At 74.4% G+C, this 18,869-nt stretch carries 7 protein-coding genes; all 7 read right to left on the minus strand.

From position 1 onward, the window contains the following. Nucleotides 1-42: 42 nt before the first annotated feature. Nucleotides 43-1,116 carry a PHB depolymerase family esterase gene (locus O7628_RS26285; RefSeq protein WP_278134588.1) on the minus strand — a complete coding sequence of 358 codons (1,074 nt, stop codon included), beginning with the start codon at nt 1,114-1,116 and terminating at the stop codon, nt 43-45. A 118-nt stretch (nt 1,117-1,234) separates the two neighbouring features. After that, nucleotides 1,235-3,070 (minus strand): hypothetical protein, encoded by a 1,836-nt coding sequence (locus O7628_RS26290; RefSeq protein ID WP_278136408.1) that lies wholly within the window; start codon nt 3,068-3,070, stop codon nt 1,235-1,237. A gap of 105 nt (nt 3,071-3,175) precedes the next feature. After that, nucleotides 3,176-4,138: a sulfotransferase gene (locus O7628_RS26295; protein ID WP_074479083.1), complete on the minus strand. Its 963-nt coding sequence runs from the start codon at nt 4,136-4,138 to the stop codon at nt 3,176-3,178. A gap of 26 nt (nt 4,139-4,164) precedes the next feature. Beyond that, entirely contained in the window at nt 4,165-4,989 is an 825-nt protein-coding gene (locus tag O7628_RS26300; RefSeq protein ID WP_278136409.1) for an alpha/beta hydrolase, read from the minus strand. Nucleotides 4,990-4,991: 2 nt separating this feature from the next. Further along, on the minus strand, nt 4,992-5,297 hold the full coding sequence (locus O7628_RS26305; protein WP_074479085.1) for a phosphopantetheine-binding protein: 306 nt from the start codon (nt 5,295-5,297) through the stop codon (nt 4,992-4,994). 80 nt (nt 5,298-5,377) lie between these two features. Continuing rightward, nucleotides 5,378-10,318 (minus strand): type I polyketide synthase, encoded by a 4,941-nt coding sequence (locus tag O7628_RS26310; RefSeq protein WP_278134591.1) that lies wholly within the window; start codon nt 10,316-10,318, stop codon nt 5,378-5,380. Between the two features lie 52 nt (nt 10,319-10,370). Continuing rightward, on the minus strand, nt 10,371-18,149 hold the full coding sequence (locus O7628_RS26315) for a type I polyketide synthase (RefSeq protein ID WP_278134593.1): 7,779 nt from the start codon (nt 18,147-18,149) through the stop codon (nt 10,371-10,373). Nucleotides 18,150-18,869 lie beyond the last annotated feature (720 nt).

Raw genomic sequence — 18,869 nt, forward strand, 5'->3', positions numbered from 1 at the left:
GCCGGCACGAGGGGTGCCGGCGGCGGACGGCGCGGGGCGGCGTCAGCCGCCGGCGGGCTTGGGGTGGGCGCTGAAGAACTGCCAGATGGTCTCGGTGGCGTTCAGCGCGGTGGAGGGCGGGTCGAGGTTGAGCAGCCGCTGCGCGCGCGGCGGGTTCGGCTTGCCGCCGGGCCACTGGTGGCCGGCGTCGGTGATGGTGATCAGCTCGACGGCGCGCCCCTCGGGGCAGGTGGCGGCGGTGCGGACGACCGGGCCGTCGGTGGTGTCCTTCGGCTCGCCGCAGTCGTCGACGGCGCGCCACCGGGCGGCCAGCTCGGGGGCGGGCGGGCCGTCGATCTTCACCGGGTTGCGGCCGGTGCCGCCGTTGTCGCGCCGGCCGGGGCCGCCGCCGTAGGGCATGGTCTTGTCGAGCTTGCCCTGGATGTGCAGCACCGACACCGGCTTGGGGTCGTCGCACTGCCCGGTGAGCGTGGTCGCCACCGCGCCGACGGCGGCGAAGACCGTGGTGTCGCAGACCAGCCGGAACGCCAGCAGCCCGCCGTTGGAGATCCCGGAGACGTACGTGCGGGCCGGGTCGACCGGGACCGTCTCGCCGACGGTGCGGACCAGCTCCGTGATGAACTTGACGTCGTCGACGCCCTCGCGGGCCGGTGCGCCGCAGCACTCGCGCCCGACCGCCCAGGCGCGGTTGATGCCGTCGGGGAAGACGGCCACGAAGCCGTTGCGGTCGGCCTCCTCCGTCCAGCCGTACGCCTCCTCGGCCTGTTCGCCGGTGCCGGCCGCGCCGTGCAGCATGACCACGAGCGGGACCGGCTCGGTCAGCTTCGCCGAGGCGGGCCGGTACAGCCGGTAGGTGCGTTCGCGCCCGTCGACGGTCAGGGTGCGCTGGGACGAGCCGACGGGCACGTCCGCCGTCGACGCGCCGTCGGAGGCCCGGTCGGTCCCCGACCCGCCGTCACCGATCCCGCCACCGCCGCGGGTGCACCCGGCGAGCAGGGTCAGCCCGACGAGGAGCGCGAGCGCCCCGGCGAGTCGGGTGGCGGCGGGGGAGGGCGACGGTCGGTGCGACCGACCGCCGGGCGTCCCGGCGGCGGGGCGAAAAACGGAAAAAGTCATCATATGAACACTTTCGCCCGCGAATGTTCGAGGAATGTCAGGAACGGGCCAGGGTTCGGCAAGGGCTGCCGGCCGCCGGCCCGGCGCAGGAGGGGACGCCGGGCCGGCGGCACGGGGATCAGCAGCCGGCCTTGAGCTTGATCAGCTCCCAGCCGCCCTCGGGCACGTCGTCGTTCGGGTCGGTCCGCAGGTTCATCGGGTTCGCCATGCCCAGGTAGAGGTTCGAACCGTCGACGACCATGTTGCGCACCCCGTAGTTGAGGTAGTTGCCCACCCCGGTGTCGCTGATCGTCGTCGCCCCCTTGCGGGTCGAGGAGAACGCGTACAGGTCGCCGCCGTACACCGCCTCGGGGATCTCGGCGGTGGCCCGCATTCCGGGCGGTGCCGCCGCCACGGCCGGCGCCTTGGCCAGCACGTCACCCATCTGCGGCGACAGGCCGAGCTGGGCGGCGGTCTGCTGGCCGAACTCCTTGGCCAGGTAGCTCCAGTCCATGGTGCCCACGTAGAGCTTCCCGGCGGCCACCGCCATCTTCCAGGTGTAGTTGTTGTACGGGTTGCCGAAGCCGGCGGCGCCGTACTTCGGGGTGTAGTTGGTCGACTTCGTGGTCCACGCCCCGACCCCGTTGTTGGCCTCCGGGTCGAACGCGGGCAGCTCGGTCGCGCCGTAGAGCAGGTCCACCTTCTGCTTCGAGGAGCCGAAGCCCTTGCCCCGGTAGATGCTGATCGCCCGCTGGGTGTTCTGGGCCGTCGCGGTGATCCCGGCCTCGTCGACCGGCGGGTAGATGCTCAGGTGCAGGCTGGTGGCCTTCATCGGCACGTGCATGGTGCCCCAGTAGAGGTAGCCGCCGTAGGAGGCCAGGCCGCCGAGACCGTAGGTGTAGGCGACCACCGGGTCGGGCTCGTAGCTGGCCACGTTCCACACCTGCTGCCAGGCGGCGTCGTCGGACGGGGTGAGCCCCGGCTCGCCGTCGGAGAGCTTCGGGCTCATCCACACCGAGGCGATGCTCGCCGGCGGCTCCGTCGGCTCCGCCGCCTCCGTCGCCTCCTCACCGAACTCCTCGGTCGCCCCCGGCCAGGTGGTGACGAAGATCCGGCCCTCGTGGACGGTCAGGTCGGCGGCCTGCGCCGGCAGGGTCGCCACCTGGACGAAGTTGAACGGGTCGGTCTTGCTGCCCATCCAGCGCAGCACGTGGCCGCGGTTGCCGCCGTTGTTGCCCACGCCCACGCCGGCGTAGAGCGCGCCGTCGGCGACGGTGAAGTGCCGGATGTTGCCGTACGCGGTGAAGTTGTGCGAGCCCAGGAAGGCCCCGGTGTCGGTGTCGAAGGCGAAGAGGTTGATGCTCTCGCCCAGCGCCGGGCCGCCCAGCAGGGCCACGCCGCCGTAGTTGCCGGCGGCCCGGATGCCGACGGTGTTCTGCAACCGGGTCGCGTCGTCGGGCGAGGCGGCCTTCACCAGGTCGGTCTTCTCCGTGAGCTGGTTCGACCTGGTGTCGTAGGTGTAGAGCCGCGGGATGCGGTGGTCGCCCAGCTTGACCGGCAACTGGGGGTTACGCTTGGCGATCTGGCTCTCGCCGTACTCGCAGACCCAGTCGGCGTTCTGCGTCGGCACGGTGTTCTCCAGCGTCCGGCCGCTGGTCAGGCAGTTGACGTTCGCTCCGGTGCCGAAGAACAGCGTCCGGCCGGCGCGGGTCATCCCCCACAGGTACGCCTGGTTGACCTTCGCCTGCCCCGTCTCACAGGGCGGACCCGCCGGGTACGGCTGCCCGATCCCCGCGAAGCACTCGTCCGGCGGGGCCTTGGCGAGGACCTGCGTGGCCGGCGGCTGGCCGCCGGCCGCCCCGGCGGCGTCGAGCGGCGCGCCGAGCGCCGCCGCGGGGACCGCCAGCACGGGCCCGAGCCCGAGCACGGCAACGGCGGCTAACAGCCGCCGAGTGGAGATCCGGAGTGGATTCACCAACTGCCTCTCTTTCCAGCAAAAAGGGTGGGACACCGGCGGCCGGGCCCGGTGGTCCGGGCCCCGGCGCGCAGGAGAATTGGGTGCGGTGTGGGGTGGGGCGGCTCAGACGGCGGCGGGCGCGGGCTTGCGGGCCGGGGCGACGACCCGCCCGGCGACCTGCTCCGCCCACTTCCCGGCCTCGGGGAACTCCAGGTACTCGCCGAGCTGCGTCAGCTCGCCGACCGGGTCGGCGACCAGGTCCTCGTAGCGCATCCGCAGCAGGTGCTCCGGCGGCACGTCGGACAGCGCCTGATCGGCCTGGCTGGTCATGAACGCGCACAGCCCGAGGTAGCGGCGCATGTCCTCGCCGCGCTCGCGCAGCGCCTCGGCGGTCAGCCGGTGCGGCAGGAACGGCTGGAGGTCCGCCGGCACGTCGTCGGCGTCGGTGACCCGGAACGGGTCCAGGCCGCAGCGGCCCAGGAACTCCACCCGGAGCTGGATGAGCTGGAACGACGAGTGCCGGCTCATCGACTTCGCCGTGTCCTCACGGTTCCGGGTCAGGTAGACGATCTTGCAGTCCGGGAAGCCCTTGAGCAGGTGCGGGGCCAGGTGGCTGGAGCCGCCGGAGCGCTCCACCCAGCGCTTCTTGCCGGTGAGGGTGGCCACCAGGTCCAGGAAGTCGCTGTGGTGCCGGGCGACCGACTGGGTGCCGAAGCTCGGCACCCGCTCGGCGAGCTGGTCGAACAGGGCGTCCGGGTCGTCGGTGAGCTTCGACAGGGTGATCGCCAGGATCCGGGGCAGCTCGGTCATCCGGCCGGCCCAGCGGCCCGTGGCCGGGTAGCGGACCTCCTTGGGCGGCAGCCCGATCCGGAACAGCGTGGCCAGCTCCGGCTTGGGGCTGGCCAGCACCGCCCAGTACTCCGCCCCGGTGATCACCTCGGCGCTGCGCGCCCACGGCGTCACCGACATGAAGAACTCCTGGGCCGACAGCGTGTCGGGCTCCTCGTGGATCAGGTCGGACAGCAGCGTCGAGCCGCAGCGTCCGTTGCTGATGATGATCGACCGACCCGTGATCGGGGTGTCCATCGGGATTCCTCCTGGAAGTCGCGCTGTCATGTGGTGACGGGTGGGGCCACGTCGAGCCCGCACTCCTCGCCCAGCCAGGCGAGGACGTGCCGGCGCACCGAGTCGGGCCGGTCGATCAGGACGGAGTGCTTCTGGTCGGGCAGGACGACGACCCGGGTCTGCGGCAGCAGCCCGCGTACGGCCGGGGCCAGCTCGCCCACCGCCGAGTCGCCGCCGTAGAGGCACAGCACCGGGCAGGCGATCGCGGCGAGCGCGTCGCGCGCCGGCAGCCGGCTCGCCGGCAGCTCCGCCGTCATGGTGGTCTCGGCGAGCATCCGGCCGGTGTCGGCGGCCCGACGGGCGGCGATGCGCCCCCGGGCCGCGCCGATCTCGGCCAGCGCCCCCTCGCGGGGCAGCCGGGCGGCGACCCGCTCCAGCCGCATCCGCACCCGGCCCATCCACTCCGGCGTCGGCGGGGACGACTCCACGGCCACGATGCCGGCCACCCGGTCCGGGTGGCGCGCGGCGTAGCCGAAGGCGATCGTCCCGCCGAAGGAGTTGCCGAACAGCAGCAGCGGGCCCGTGACGTCCAGCTCGACCAGCAGCGCCGCCAGGTCGTCGACGAAGTCGTCGAGGGCGTACCCGGTGGCCGGGCGGTCGCTGCGGCCGTGGCCGCGCAGGTCGTACAGGACGGTCGGGAAGCCGGCCCGGGTCAGCGGCTCGGCCATGGTGAAGTACCAGCTCGCCATGGTGTCCGAGGCCATGCCGTGGATCAGCACCGCCGTCGGCGTCGGCCCGGTCCCGCCCGCCGGGGCCGCACCGGCGGGATCGAGCCGCTGCACGTGCAGCTCGATCCCGTTCGCCCGTACCATCGTCACCGGCTGCCCGCCGTGACCCCGTCGCCCTCCAGGGAGGTGGCGATGTGCTCGACGAGCTGACCGACCCGCAGCTCGCCCACCGTCTCCAGGTCGAGCTTCGCCACGAAGTGGGCGAAGTTGACGGTGTCGCCGTAGCGGGCCTGGAGCCGGCCGGCGAGCGAGACGACGTCGATGCTCTCCATGCCCAGGTCGTCGCGGAACGTGGTGTCCATGGTGATGACCTGGTCGGTCGCGAAGTCGCCCAGTACGGCGTTGATCATCTCGGTGAGGTCGGCGAGGATGCTGTCCTGGGCCGCGGCCATGATGGTTGCTCCTTCTGCTGTTCCGGTGGGGTGGCCTGCTGTCGGGGTGGGCCGGCCGGTCGGCCGGCCCGGTCTGTCGTTCACGGTCGGGACACCCCGGGCGGGGTGGCGGGGGCCGGCTCGGGGCCCCAGGTCCAGGCGACGACGTAGCGCCGGGGCCGCAGGTCCTCGGGGTTGTCGACCTCCCGGTAGCCGACCCGGTAGCCGCGCCCGCCGACCTCGACGGTCAGCACGCCGTCGGCGGCCTCGCGCACCTGGCACAGGCGCGGCCTGCCGTCCAGCCCCGTGCCCTCCGCCTTGCCGACGGCCTCCTTCGCCGCCCGGAACCGGGTGGACCACAGCCGGTGCGCGGCGGCGTCCCCGCCGGCCAGCGACGCCAGCAGCGCCGCCTCGCCGTCGGTGAGGGCGGAGCCGACCGTGCCGTCCGGGTCGTCGGTGACCTCGGCGACGTCGATGCCGACGCCCGGCGTCGCGGCCGGCGCCCCGGCGGGACGCAACCGGGCCATCGCCACCCCGATGTCGCCGCAGTGCGCGAGCGAGACGTCGCAGTCGTCGAGGCCGCGGCCGGGCCGACCGCGCACCCACGGCCGCCCGTCGGGGTCGTTGCCGACGGTCAGCTCGATCGGGTAGATGTCGGTGTGGCCCTGCTCCCACAGCCGGGAGCGCACCGCGTCCTTGGCCGCGATCCGGCCGAGCAGCCACTGCTTGCGGGTCTTGGCCGGCTGCCGCTCGTATTCGGCGTTGGCCGCGCCGCCGAGGATGCCCCGGGCCGCCATGCCCAGGGTGACCAGGTCGGTCCAGCAGTCGAAGGCCATCGTCCAGCCCTCCGGCTGGAAGTGCGACATCGGGTACCGCTCGGGGAAGCGCTCCGCGACGCGGGCCTGCGGGTGGCTGTCGAACCGCCGGTCGACTGCCCCCTCGATCTGCGCCCACACCCGCCCCTGGTAGCTGAGCTGGGTGTCGGCGACGAGCTTCCCGTCGTCGATGGTCTGCACCCGGGCGACGCAGACGAACGCCCGGCCGGCCGGCGGGGGCGGCCCGAAGAACCGCACCCGGCCCAGCCCCACCGGCAGGGCCACCGTCCGGAACGGCTGCGTGGTGATCAGCCAGTTGCCGATGAGCTGCAACGCGTTGTCCAGCAGGGCGCCGGGCGGCACCGGGGCGGTGACGATGCCCCGCACGTGCATGTCGCCGAGCGCGTGCACCTCGGTCACGCCCTGGAACTGCGGGCCGTGGAACATCAGGCGCTCCGCGTACATCTCGGCGGCGCCGAGGGTGGGCGGGCGCTCGGTGGCCGGGTCGTGCGTCCAGACCTCCGGCGGGGCCGGGTACGCGGTGCCGACCTCGATCGTGGCCCGGGCGTAGCCGGCGAAGACGACCGAGTAGAGGTTCGGCCCGGCGGTCTTCACCACGATCTCGACGTCCGTGGCCGGCTCGGCGATCAGCCACTTGTTGAACTTGGCGTCGTGCACCTGGACCACCCGGGTGCCGGGCACCAGCTGCTCCACCGCGTCCATCATGTGCGCGACCAGCGCCGTCGCCGGCACCACCGGCCACCGGTCCTCCGGGTTCGGCCAGTCGTCCGGCTGCACGAAGAAGCAGTGGTCCAGCAGGTACGGCATGGTCTCCAGGGAGACCCGCAGGGTGATCCGGCCGATCTCGCCGGGATTGACGCCGGGGCGCGCGACCGGGGTCGGGGCCTTGAAGGCGGCCGGCGCGGTGGCGGGTCGCGGCGGCTGGGACCGGACCGGGCCGGCGGGCGTCGCCGGGCGGGCCGGGGCCAGGGTGCCGCTGCCGCCGGTGGCGTCCAGCACGCTGGCCGCGCTCTGCGCGGTGTCCTGGAGCAGGGCCGCGAACTCGGCCGCCGCGCTGGACTGCCCGGCGAGCCGGTTCACCGCGGTCATCGCGGCGCTGGCCTCCTTGGACAGCGCCGCACCGGCCTGCTGCGCGACGGTGCCCTGGGGCACGGCCGGCGGCGTCGCCGGTGCGGCGGCGCGGGCCGGCGTGGCCACCGGCGCGCCGTGGCCCGTGGCCGGGCGGGCGGCGGGGGCCGCCGGCGCGGCCGGCGTGCCGTTGCCGGCGGCCCGGACCGGCACGGTGGCCGGGGTGCCGTTGCCGGCGGCCGGGCGGGTGCCGGCCGGGGTGCCGTTGCCCACCACCGGCCGGGCGGCGGACGCCCCGTTGCCGGCGGACCGCACCGGCGTCGGCGCGGCGGTGGCGGCCGGCATGGCGTCCAGTCCGAGCAGGCCGGCCGCGTCCGCGCCGAGGCGGACCAGGGGGCCGCCGAGGTCGAGCTTCACCCGGGGCCCGCGCCGACCGGTGCTGCTGGTGGGCTTCGCCGGCGCGGTGCTCGCCGGCGCGGCCGACGCGGGGCGCCGCGGGGTCGACAGGGCCCCCAGGTCCGGGGCCGCCCCCTCCACCCACAGCGCGGTGGCGACCCGGCGGAGCTGGTTCAGCCCGGTGCGGTGCGCCGTGTTCACCGGCATCGCGAGGTGGTCGCGCCCGCGCAGGTTGTCGCCGATCAGCGAGGCGAGCTGCCCCGCGCCGACCTGGAGGAAGACGCGGAACCCGTCGGCGTACATCGCCTCGACGGTCTGCCGGAACCAGACCGGCTCCATCATGTGCCGGACGAAGATGTGGTTGACCTGGTCCTCGTCGGGCGGGAACGGCGCGTGCAGGGTCGCCGACCACACCGGCATCCGGGTCGGGTGCACCTCCCACCGGCCCAGCGCCGCGCCGATCGAGGTGAGCCCCTCGGCGAACGCGGGGGTGTGGAAGGCCGAGCGGAACGGCAGCTTCTGGCACAAAATGTTGCGGCCCCGCAGCGCCTCCACCAGGCGGTCCACCTGGGTCTCCGGCCCGTTCACCACCGACTGCGCCGGCGCGTTGTCGTGCGAGAGCACCACCCCGGGGAAGTCACCGAGCAGCGGGGTGACCCGGTCGGCGCCCGCGCCGACGGCGGCGAAGACGTACCCGGAGATCTCCACCGACTCGGCGTTGAACAGCTCCAGGAACTCGTCCATCGCGGCGGTGCTGATCTGGCCGCTGACGGCGGCGGCGGTCCACTCGCCGATGCTGTGCCCGGCGACGGCGTCCGGGCGCACGTTGATGCGTTCCAGCGCCGCGTTGAACAGCTTGCCGACCTCGATCAGGCCGGCGCCGTGCCGACCCAGGTCGGCGGCGGACCACTCCCGGTCGGGCAGCCCGAAGTGGGCGGCCAGGTCGGTGGTGCGCGGCGAGAACTCCGCCTCCAGGCCGGGGAAGACGAACGCGAGCTTGCCCGCCCCGTCGGCCAGCAGCGGCTGCGGGCTGAACCAGATGTCCCGCCCGCCCCGCCACGCCTGCCCCCGGGCCACCGTCTTGCGGGCCACGGCGAGCAGCTTGTCGGTGGGGTTGACGATGCCGAGGCGGGCCCGCCCCGGCGCGTCGCCGCCCGAGCGCGCGGCCAGGTCGGCGCCGAGGCGGCGGACCGTCTCGTCGTCGCGGTCCAGCAGCTCGGCGAGCCCGGCCGGGCTCGACGCGGCCAGCCACAGCACCTGGTCGGCCTCGTCGACCGTGACCGACCCGGCGCCGGCGGCAGGCGCGGTGAACCCGACGAGCGGCTCGCCGGCCGACGCGGGCGCCTGCTCGATGACCAGGTGGGCGTTGATCCCGCCGAAGCCGAACGCGTTGACCCCGGCCCGGCGCGGCCCGTCGCTCTCCCACGGTTGGGCGGTGGCGATCGGGGCGAACCGGGTCGCCGCCATCTCCGCCCGGGGGGACTCGCAGTGCAGGGTGGGCGGCAGCACGCCCCGGTGGACCGCCATCGCGGCCTTGATCAGGCCGGCGACGCCGGCGGCCGGCATGGTGTGCCCGATCATCGACTTGACCGACCCGATGACCGGGCGGGGGCCGCCGGCGTACGGGCCGAACACCTGGGCCACGGTGGTCAGCTCGGCGGCGTCCCCGGTCGGGGTGCCGGTGCCGTGCGCCTCCAGCAGCCCCAGCGCGTCCGGGGCGGTCGGGTCGAGCCCGGCGGCCTCCCAGGCCCGCTTGATGGCCAGCACCTGCCCGGAGACCGCCGGGTTGAACATGCTGGCGGACTTGCCGTCGCTGGACACCCCGCTGCCCCGGATCACCGCGTAGATCCGGTCGTCGTCGCGGACCGCGTCGGCGTACCGCTTGAGCACCACCACGCCGGTGCCCTCGCCGATCAGCAGCCCGTCGGCGGCGGCGTCGAACGGCCGGATCTCGCCCTGCCGCGACAACGCCCGGAGCTGGTTGAACACCGACCAGAAGCTGATGTCGTGCACGTGGTGCACGCCGCCGGCGAGCACCGCGTCGAGCCGGCCGTTGAGCAGCTCCGTGATGCCCTGGTCCACGGCGATCAGCGAGGAGGCGCAGGCCGCGTCGATGGTGTACGCGGGGCCGCGCAGGTTGAGCCGGTTGGCCACCCGGGAGGCGGCCAGGTTCGGCACCAGGCCGATGGTCCCCTCCGGCTGGTACGGGCCGAGGCGCTCGTCGAACTTCTTGCGCAGCAGCTCCAGCCGGGCCGGGTCGACGTCCGGGATCAGTTCCCGCAGGATCCCGATGACCTGGCTGGACATCCGCACCCGCTGGGCGTAGCGGGCCTGGGCGGGGCTGAGGATGCCGCCCCGGCCGAGGATGACGCCGACGCGCTCGCCGTCGGGCATCTTGTCGGCGCCGCCCGCGTCGTCGATCGCGGCGGCGGCCACCTCCAGCGTGATCAGCTGGTCCGGCTCGATGTCGCCGATGGAGGCGGGCATCACGCCGAACCGCAGCGGTTCGAACGTGGCGAACTCGTCGACGAAGCCGCCGCGCTTACAGTACATCCGGTCCGGGCGGTGCGCCTGCTCCGGGTCGTAGAACTCCTCGTCCCACCGGTGCGGCGGCACGTCGGTGATCGCGTCGACCCCGTTGATCAGGTTGCGCCAGTAGCTCTCCAGGTCACCGGCGGAGGGCATCAGGGCGGCCATCCCGACGATCGCGATCTGGCCGGGCGCGGGTGCGCCGTTGCTCATCGGTTCCTCCGTCGTGCGGTGTGGGCGGGGGCGTTGCGGGGCATCGGCGCGCTCACCAGCCCGAGGCGGTGTAGACGACCGAGGTGACCGCCGCGTCGGCCCAGGCCAGCTCGCGCAGCAGGGCCAGCGCGCCCTCCTCCGGGTCGATCAGGCCGATGCCGCGGCGGGCGTACTCCCGGCTCAGCTCGGCGGTGACCATGCCGCCGTGGCCGGCGCCGGGCGCCCACGGCCCCCAGTGGACGGTCACGGTGCGGACCCCTGTGCGGGCCGCGTAGCGGGTGCCGATCGTGTCCAGGGCGTCGTTGGCGGCCGCGTAGTCGGACTGCCCCCGGTTGCCGTAGGCGGCGGCGATGCTGCCGAAGAAGACCACGAAGCGCGGCTTGGCGGGCAGCTCGTCCAGGGCGGTCAGCAGCCCGCGCGCCCCGTCGACCTTCGTGTCGAAGACCCGGGTGAACGAGGCCGGGTCCTTCTCGGCGATCAGCTTGTCCTCGATGATCCCGGCGGCGTACACCAGGCCGTCGAGCCGGCCGTGCTCGGCGTGGATGCGGCCCAGCAGGTGCCGGGTCGCGGCCGTGTCGCGGACGTCGAGGGTGTGGTAGCGGACCTCGCCACCGAGCTCGGTCAGCTCGGCGATGGTCGCGTTGACCTCCCGGGCGGCCAGGATGCGCTGGGCGGTGCGGTCGATCTCGGCGGGGTTGCGCAGGCCCTGCCGGGCCAGCGCCGCGACCAGGGCCTGCTTGTCGCCGGCCGCGGCCAGCGCCGGGTCCTCCGGGCCCTCGGGCAGCGGGGTGCGGCCGACCAGCTCGATGCGGCACCGGCTGGCCGAGGCGAGCGTCCGGGCGAACCAGGGGGTGATGCCCCGAGCCCCGCCGATCAGGACGATCACCGAGTCGGGCTCCAGGCCGATCGCGGCGGCCTCGGCCACCCCGTCGCCGGCCGGGCCGGCCCCGCCGGCGGCCAGCGCGCCCAGCTCCACCGGCACCAGGTCGGCGACGTAGCGGTCGTCGCCCCGGAGGTACACCACCGGCGCCTCGCTGCTGGTGAGCACCTCGTTCAGGAGCTGCCGGGCGAGCACGTCGGCCGCGGCGGCCGGGTCCACCTCGACGAAGCGGGCGGTCAGCTGCGGGTACTCGCGGGCGATGGTGCGGAACAGGCCGGGCATGCCGTCGGCGGCCCCGGCGGCGTCGCGGGCCCCGGCGGCCAGCAGCCAGCGCGGGCCGGTCGCGAGCGCCCGCTGCAACAGCGGGAACACGTCGGGCAGCAGCGGCTCGTCGAGGTTGGTGAGCCCGTCGAGGACGAGCACCCCGTCGAAGCCCTCGCCGGCCTGCTGGCTGTCGAGCACGCCGAGCTGGCCGCTGGCGCCGTACTCGCCGAGCAGCTCCGCCAGGTACGCCGCGATCGCGCCGCCGCCGGTGATCAGGAACCGGGTGCCGGCGAGCACGGTGGCCGGGTCGCCGACCGGCTCGGTGCGGACGCTCTCCTGCGCCACCAGCCGCTTCGGGGCGATCCCGACGCCGACCCCGGCGTCGGCCGGCTCCGGCGCGGCCGGGGCCACGGCGGGGGCGGCCTGCACGGGGGCGGCCGGGGCGGCGATGCTCGCCGTGGCGGTGAGGGTCGCCGTCGCGGTGACCGCGCCGTTGAGCTTCTCGTCGAGCCAGGTGACCATGGCGCGGACGGTGCGGGCCTTGACGAGGTCCTCCAGCTCGGACTCGTCGCCTTCGACGGCGAGTTCGAGGCGTTGGGCGACCTCGCCGGCGACCTCGGCGCGCTTGATGGAGTCGATGGAGAGGTCGGCTTCGAGGTCGAGGTCGAGTTCGATGAGGTCGACCGGGTAGCCGGTGCGCTCGCTGATCACCGTGAGGATGGCGTTCTGGAACTCGGCGAGCGAGGCCCCGGGCGCGGCGGCGGCGGGGACGGGAGCGGTCGGCAGGGCGACCGGGCCGGTGGTGGACACCGACACGTGGACGCTGCCGCCCATCTTCTCGTCGAGCCAGGTGACCATGGCGCGGACGGTGCGGGCCTTGACGAGGTCCTCCAGCTCGGACTCGTCGCCTTCGACGGCGAGTTCGAGGCGTTGGGCGACCTCGCCGGCGACCTCGGCGCGCTTGATGGAGTCGATGGAGAGGTCGGCTTCGAGGTCGAGGTCGAGTTCGATGAGGTCGACCGGGTAGCCGGTGCGCTCGCTGATGACGCTGAGGATCGCCTGCTGGAAGTCGGCCGTGGTGACGCCGACCGGCGTGCCGGCGGGCGGGACGACGACCGGCCCGGCCGCCGGTGCGGCGACGGGCGCCGAGCCCATCTTCTCGTCGAGCCAGGTGACCATGGCGCGGACGGTGCGGGCCTTGACGAGGTCCTCCAGCTCGCTCTCGTCGCCTTCGACGGCGAGTTCGAGGCGTTGGGCGACCTCGCCGGCGACCTCGGCGCGCTTGATGGAGTCGATGGAGAGGTCGGCTTCGAGGTCGAGGTCGAGTTCGATGAGGTCGACCGGGTAGCCGGTGCGCTCGCTGATCACCGCGAGGATGGCGTTCTGGAAGTCGGCGACGCTCGGCCCGGTGGCCACCGGGGCCGCAGCCGGCACCGGGGCGGGGGCGGGGGCGGGGGTGATGGGCCCGACGGCGGGCGAGACCGGGACGACGGCCGGGGTCACCGGCCGCGCCGGCGCGATGGTCGTGGCCAGGGCCGACCCGCCGTTGGTCGCCAGCGCCACGGCCGGCACGGGGGCCGCGGCGGGCGCGGGGGCCGGGGGCCGGGGGGCGGCGGGCGCGGGTGCCGGCGGGGCGATGGCGGGTGCCGCCGCTGCCTGCGGCAGCGCGGCCGGCGTGTGGCCCTCGACCCGGTACGTCTCGGCGGGCTGCCAGACGAGCCGGCCGCCGCCGCCCGGACCGCCGTTGCCGGGGTCACCGAGGAAGGCGAGCATCACGTCACGCTGGGAGGCGATCATGTCCCGGGTGGCGCGCAGGTACTCGTTGAGCAGCTCGCCACGGATGTCCTGGCCGCCGGCGTCGGGGCCGGTGCCGGTGGGGGTACCGGTGACGGCACCGTTCGCTGGGGTCATCGACAACTCCTTGATCCGTCGGGGAGGGGTCATGCCACCGGGAAGACAGTTGCCGTGCTGGTCCCGGACGAGCAGCCCGTCGACCGTCCAGATCGGACGACGGGTCGGTGCGGTGGCGGGCGCGTCGGCGGCGACGCGGCCGTGGAAGAGCCAGTCGGGGCGCACCGGCGCACCGGCGCAGGCGAGCTCCCCGACCGAGATCAGGAAGCCGCGCAGCCCCTCCTCGGGCCCGCGCTCGCAGGCGATCGCGCGGTGTGGCCGGTCGCCGAGCACGGCCTTGACCAGGCGGGTGAGCACCTGGCCGGGTCCCACCTCGACGAAGAGGCGGGCCCCGGCGGCGTACATCGCCTCGACCTGCTCGACGAAGCGGACCGGGGCCCCGATCTGCTCGGCGAGGTGGTGGCGCACCTGGCCGGCGTCGCCGGAGTAGCGCGCGGCGGTCAGGTTGGACCAGACCGGGATGCGCGGCTCGGCGATCCGGTGGGCGGCGAGCACCTCGGCGAAGGTCTCCACCGCGCCGGCCACCACGGGGCTGTGGAAGGCGCAGGCGACGGAGAGCGCCTTGGCCGACAGCCCGGCCTCCTTGAGCGCGACCACCGCCGACTGCACCTTCGCGGTCGGCCCGGAGACCACCACCTGCTTCGGGGAGTTGCGGTTGGCCAGCACGACCTCGCTGGTCAGCCCGGCGCTGGCGAGGACCTGGGCGACGTCGTCGGCGGAGGCGTTGACGGCCGCCATGGTGCCCGGGTCCTCGCCGGCGGCGCCCAGGATGGACGCCGCGCGCTCCCGGCTCAGCGCCATGAGCGTGGGCGCGTCGAACGCGCCGGCCACGCAGAGCCCGACCAGCTCGCCGTAGCTGTGGCCGGCGGTCATGTCCGGGCGTACGCCGAGGCGGCGCAGCAGGTGGTCGACGGCGAGCCCGCCGATGCCGAGCACGGGCTGGGCGACCCGGGTGTCGCGGACCCGCTCCTCCTGCTCGCGCCGCGACGACTGGTCGAAGGCGGCGGCGGGGAAGAGCAGCTCGGCCGCGTCGCGGTCGAGTTCGAGGTAGTGCCGCAGCTCCGGGAAGGCGACGAAGAGTTCCGCGAGGGCGCCGGGGCGCTGACTGCCCTGCCCGGGGAAGAGGAACGCGACCTGGCCGGGCCCGACCGGCTCGACCTCGTCCGGCTGCACCAGGCCCCGGGCCGGGTCGTGCTCGCCGGCCAGCGCCCGGTGCAGCAGCGCCTCCAGCTCGGTCAGGTCCCGGGCGACGATCGCCACCCGGGTGGGGCCGGACCGGCCGGCGGCCTTCGCGGCCACGGCGGCGGCCAGCTCGGCGAGGCGTCCCGGGCGGTCCCGCCCGGCGTCGCCGGCGAGGCCGTCCAGCAGCTGCCGGACCGACTGGTGGGCCGCGGCCCGGTCGAGTCCCCGGAAGCAGAACAGCTCCGCCGGCCAGAGCCGCCGGCCGTGCCGGGGCTCGGGGGCGCCGGCGTGCGCGCTGAGCACGACGTGGAAGTTGGTGCCGCCGAAGCCGAACGCGCTCACCCCGGCGATCCGCTCCTCGGCGGGGGCCGGCCAGGGGCGGGCCTCGGTGTAGAAGGCGAACGGGCTCTGCTGCGGGTGCCAGGCCGGGTTGGGGCGCTTCAGGTGGATCGTCGGCGGCCGGACGCCGTGGTACAGCGACAGGGCCGCCTTGATCACGCCGGCCAGCCCGGCGGCGCACTTGGTGTGCCCGATCTGCGACTTCACCGACCCGAGCGCGCACGCGCCCGGCTCCGCGCCGGCCTCGACGAACATCCGGGTCAGGGTCTCCAGCTCGGTGCGGTCGCCGACGACGGTGCCGGTGCCGTGCGCCTCCACGAGGCCGACGTCGCGCGGGGAGACGCCGCTGCGTCGGTACGCCCGGTCCAGCGCCCGCCGCTGCCCGTCGGGGCGGGGGGCGGTCAGGCCGAGGGCGCGGCCGTCGCTGGCCCCGCCGAGTCCCTTGATCACGCCGTAGATCCGGTCGCCGTCGCGCTCGGCGTCGGCCAGCCGCTTGAGGACGACGCAGGCCACGCCCTCGCCGAGGGCGATGCCGTCGCCGGTGCTGTCGAAGGGCCGCGACCGGCCGGTGGGGGACAGCGCGTGCGCCGAGGTGAACATCAGGTAGTCGTTGACGCCGTTGTGCAGGTCGGCGCCGCCGCAGATCATCATGTCGCTGTCGCCGCTGGCCAGTTCCTTGCAGGCGGCGTCCATGGCGGCCAGCGAGGAGGCGCAGGCGGCGTCGATGGTGTAGTTCGGCCCGCCCAGGTCGAGCCGGTTGGCGACCCGGCCGGCGATGACGTTGGCCAGCACCCCGGGGAAGCTGTCCTCGGTGACTGTGGGCAGCAGGTCCTGCATCTCGTCGGGCACCTCGCCGAAGTACGCCGGCAGCATGGTGCGCAGGGTCTGCGCGTGGCCCATGTCGCTGCCGGCCTCCGCGCCGAAGACGACACCGGTGCGGGAGTGGTCGACCCCGGCGGCGTCGTGCGGGTAACCGGCGTCGATCAGCGCCCGGTGCGAGACCTCCAGGGCGAGCAGCTGGGTCGGGTCGATGCTGCCCAGCGCCGTCGGCGGGATGCCGTAGCCGATGGCGTCGAAGGGCACCGGCTTGATGAAGCCGCCCCACTTGGAGACGCTGATCCGGCCGGTCTGGCCCGGCCCGACCTCGGGGGCGTAGTAGAGGTCGGTGTCCCAGCGCTCGGCGGGGACCTCGGTCACCGCGTCGGCGCCGGTGAGCACGGTGCGCCAGAAGCTGTCCAGGTCGGGGGAGCCGGGCAGCATGCAGGCCATCCCGACGATGGCGATGTCCAGCGGCGCGGGACGCTCCTCGATCTCGGCGGGCGGGGCGAGCCGGTCGCGCAGCGCGTCGAGCCGGGCGGCGTGCAGGTCGCGGGCCTCGGTGCTGACGGCGTCGTGCAGGCCGGCCACGGTCGTGGCGGCGTCGCGCAGCACGGCGACCTGCCCGGCCATGAACAGCCCCTCGGCGGCCTGGACGCCCTCGTCCACCGCCTCGATGACCTCGCCGTTGCGCTTCAGGCCCTTGCTGGCGATCCGCAGCCGGCCGACGTTGAGCAGTTCGAGCTGCTCCCACACCTCGCGGTTCTCCGCGCCGGCCTGCTCCAGCTGGGCGCGCAGCGCGTGGAAGTCGTCGACGAACGGGGTGTGCAGGCAGCGGGTGACGTGGCCCGGCGCGGTCTCCAGCAGGGCGGTCCGCTCGGCGGTGAGGGCCTCACGCTGGAAGAGCGGCTGGACCGCGCCGTGCTCCACCGCCTCGGCGGTGAACAGGTAGGCGGTGCCCATGAGCACGCCGATGCGGGCGCCCCGGCGCGCCAGCGGCGCGGCCATCGTGGCGACCATCGCCGCCGAGCGGGCGTCGTGGACGCCACCGGCGAAGAAGACCTGGAGCTGCGCGCCCGCGTCCGGTTCGGCGTCGAGGTACTCCTCCAGCACCAGCAGCTGCGCCTCCCACAGGGGGAAGCTGAACCGGGGGCCGATGTGCCCGCCGCACTCGGCGCCCTCGAAGATGAACTTCCGCGCGCCGGAGCGCAGGAACTGCCGCAGCAGGCCCGGGGAGGGCACGTGCAGGAAGGTGCTGATCCCCTGCTCCTCCAGCGCCTTGGCCTGCGGCGGCCGCCCGCCCGCGATGATGGCGAAGCCGGGGCGGATCTCCTCGATGACGGCCAGCTGCGCGGCGCGCAACTCCTCGGGGGCGAAGCCGAGCACGCCGACGCCCCAGGGCCGGTCGCCGAGCCGCTCGGCGGTCTCGGTGAGCATCCGGCGGCACTGGTCCGCGGAGTTCAGGGCGAGCGCGATGAAGGGCAGCGCGCCGCCGTCGGCGACCGCGGCGGCGAAGCCCGCCTCGTCGCTGACCCGGGTCATCGGGCCCTGGGCGACGGGCACCCGCACGCCGAGCGCCTGGGCCAGCGGCGAGCCGGGCAGCAGCAGCGTGCCCGCCTCGGGGTCGTCGGCGGCGTCGAGCATGATGGTCCGCATGGCCCGCACGGCGCTGGCGGTGTCGGCCCAGCGGTCGGCGAAGACGGCGGCGAGCCAGCCGTCCTGACCGATCGGCAGCAGCTCCGAGCGCACGTCGTGCTGGCCGCCCCGGCGCATCCCCCGGGCACCGTCGGCCAGCACCGTCTCGGAGCCGTCCATGCGCCGGATCGCGGCCTTGACGTCGGCCGGCAGCTCGGACTCGGGCATCAGGGCGAGCTGGGTGTCCAGGACGATCCCGGTGGCCCCGCCGACGAGGCAGGCCCCGGCGGTGCGCGGCCCGATCCCGCCGGCCACCCAGACCGGCAGGTCGACGGTGGCGTCGGTGACGAGCTGCTGGAGCAGGACGAAGGAGCTGAGGTCGCTGACCCGGCCCCCGCCCTCCAGGCCCCGGGCGATCAGCCCGTGCGCGCCGCCCGTCGCGGCTGCGCGGGCCTCCTCCCGGCTCGTGACCTCCACGATCACCCGGTACCGCGGGGTGATCTCGGCCAGCGACCAGGGGCTGTCGGCGGTGACCACCACCAGGTCGACCCGGCCGCGGGCGGCGTGGTCGACCTCGTCGGGGGTGGCCAGGCAGCCGGCCGGCACCCGGACCCCGATCGGCCCGGGTGACCAGGAGGCGGCCTGGGTCAGCGCGCGCAGCGACCAGTCGTCGCCGCCGGCCAGGTCGAGCACGCCCAGCCCGCCACCGGCGCAGGCGGCGGCCGTGATCCGTGGGCCGGGCTCCAGTGCGCCGGCAGGGTTGACAACCATGATCAGGTCGCGCGTGTGCGGTGCAGTACTCATCAGGCTCCCACTTCGGTCGCGAGAAGATCGCGGGGCGTCGGGCTGGACCGGCCGGCCGTACCACCGGCGCTCGGGCCCTAATTCGCGTCAGTCAATGTCGCGCTCGGTCCTAACGTAGCGTCGCTCAGTTACGTCCCGGTTAAATCTGACCAACCTGATCGGGGAGGTGAAGATTTCCTACTAAGGTGGCGGGATTTGCCGGTGAGGTGGCCAGGCAAAATGACCGCGAGCTCGGACGGCAGGGGGCGCGAACGGCACCGCTCGCCGCAGTGCGGCGATTGTCGAGTTCATTACGAAATTGTTTTACGCTCTCCGGACATTCCCTGGCAGTGGGTGATTTTAGTCGTTCTGTCTCACGATGTGGAACGGGTCTTGCCAGGGGTTGCGGACTACCTCAACGATCCCTGTCAATGTCGTCATCGCTATTACCCATCGATTAACTTCGACATTCACCGAAAGTGAGGTGAGCTTCGCCGGGCGATCAGCGAAGGTCCTGGTAGACGGCGTGTTGTGACCCACGTCACGCTAGCTGCGGTAACGACGCGGACCGCATCGAGTGCGGTTCGCCACAGGCGGTGAGTTCAGCGACGGTCTTGCCGGCGGTCGCGCTGGGCGAGCCGATACCGCGACCGGGCGGCGGCACCGTAGCCCCGCTTAACGAGCGTTTTACCCAATCTGTCGGAATGATTAGTGCGCGGTCGCCCGTCAATGGGGCGGCCG

The organism is Micromonospora sp. WMMD956 (genome assembly GCF_029626125.1).
In the GTDB taxonomy this organism is placed as follows: Bacteria; Actinomycetota; Actinomycetes; order Mycobacteriales; family Micromonosporaceae; genus Micromonospora; species Micromonospora carbonacea.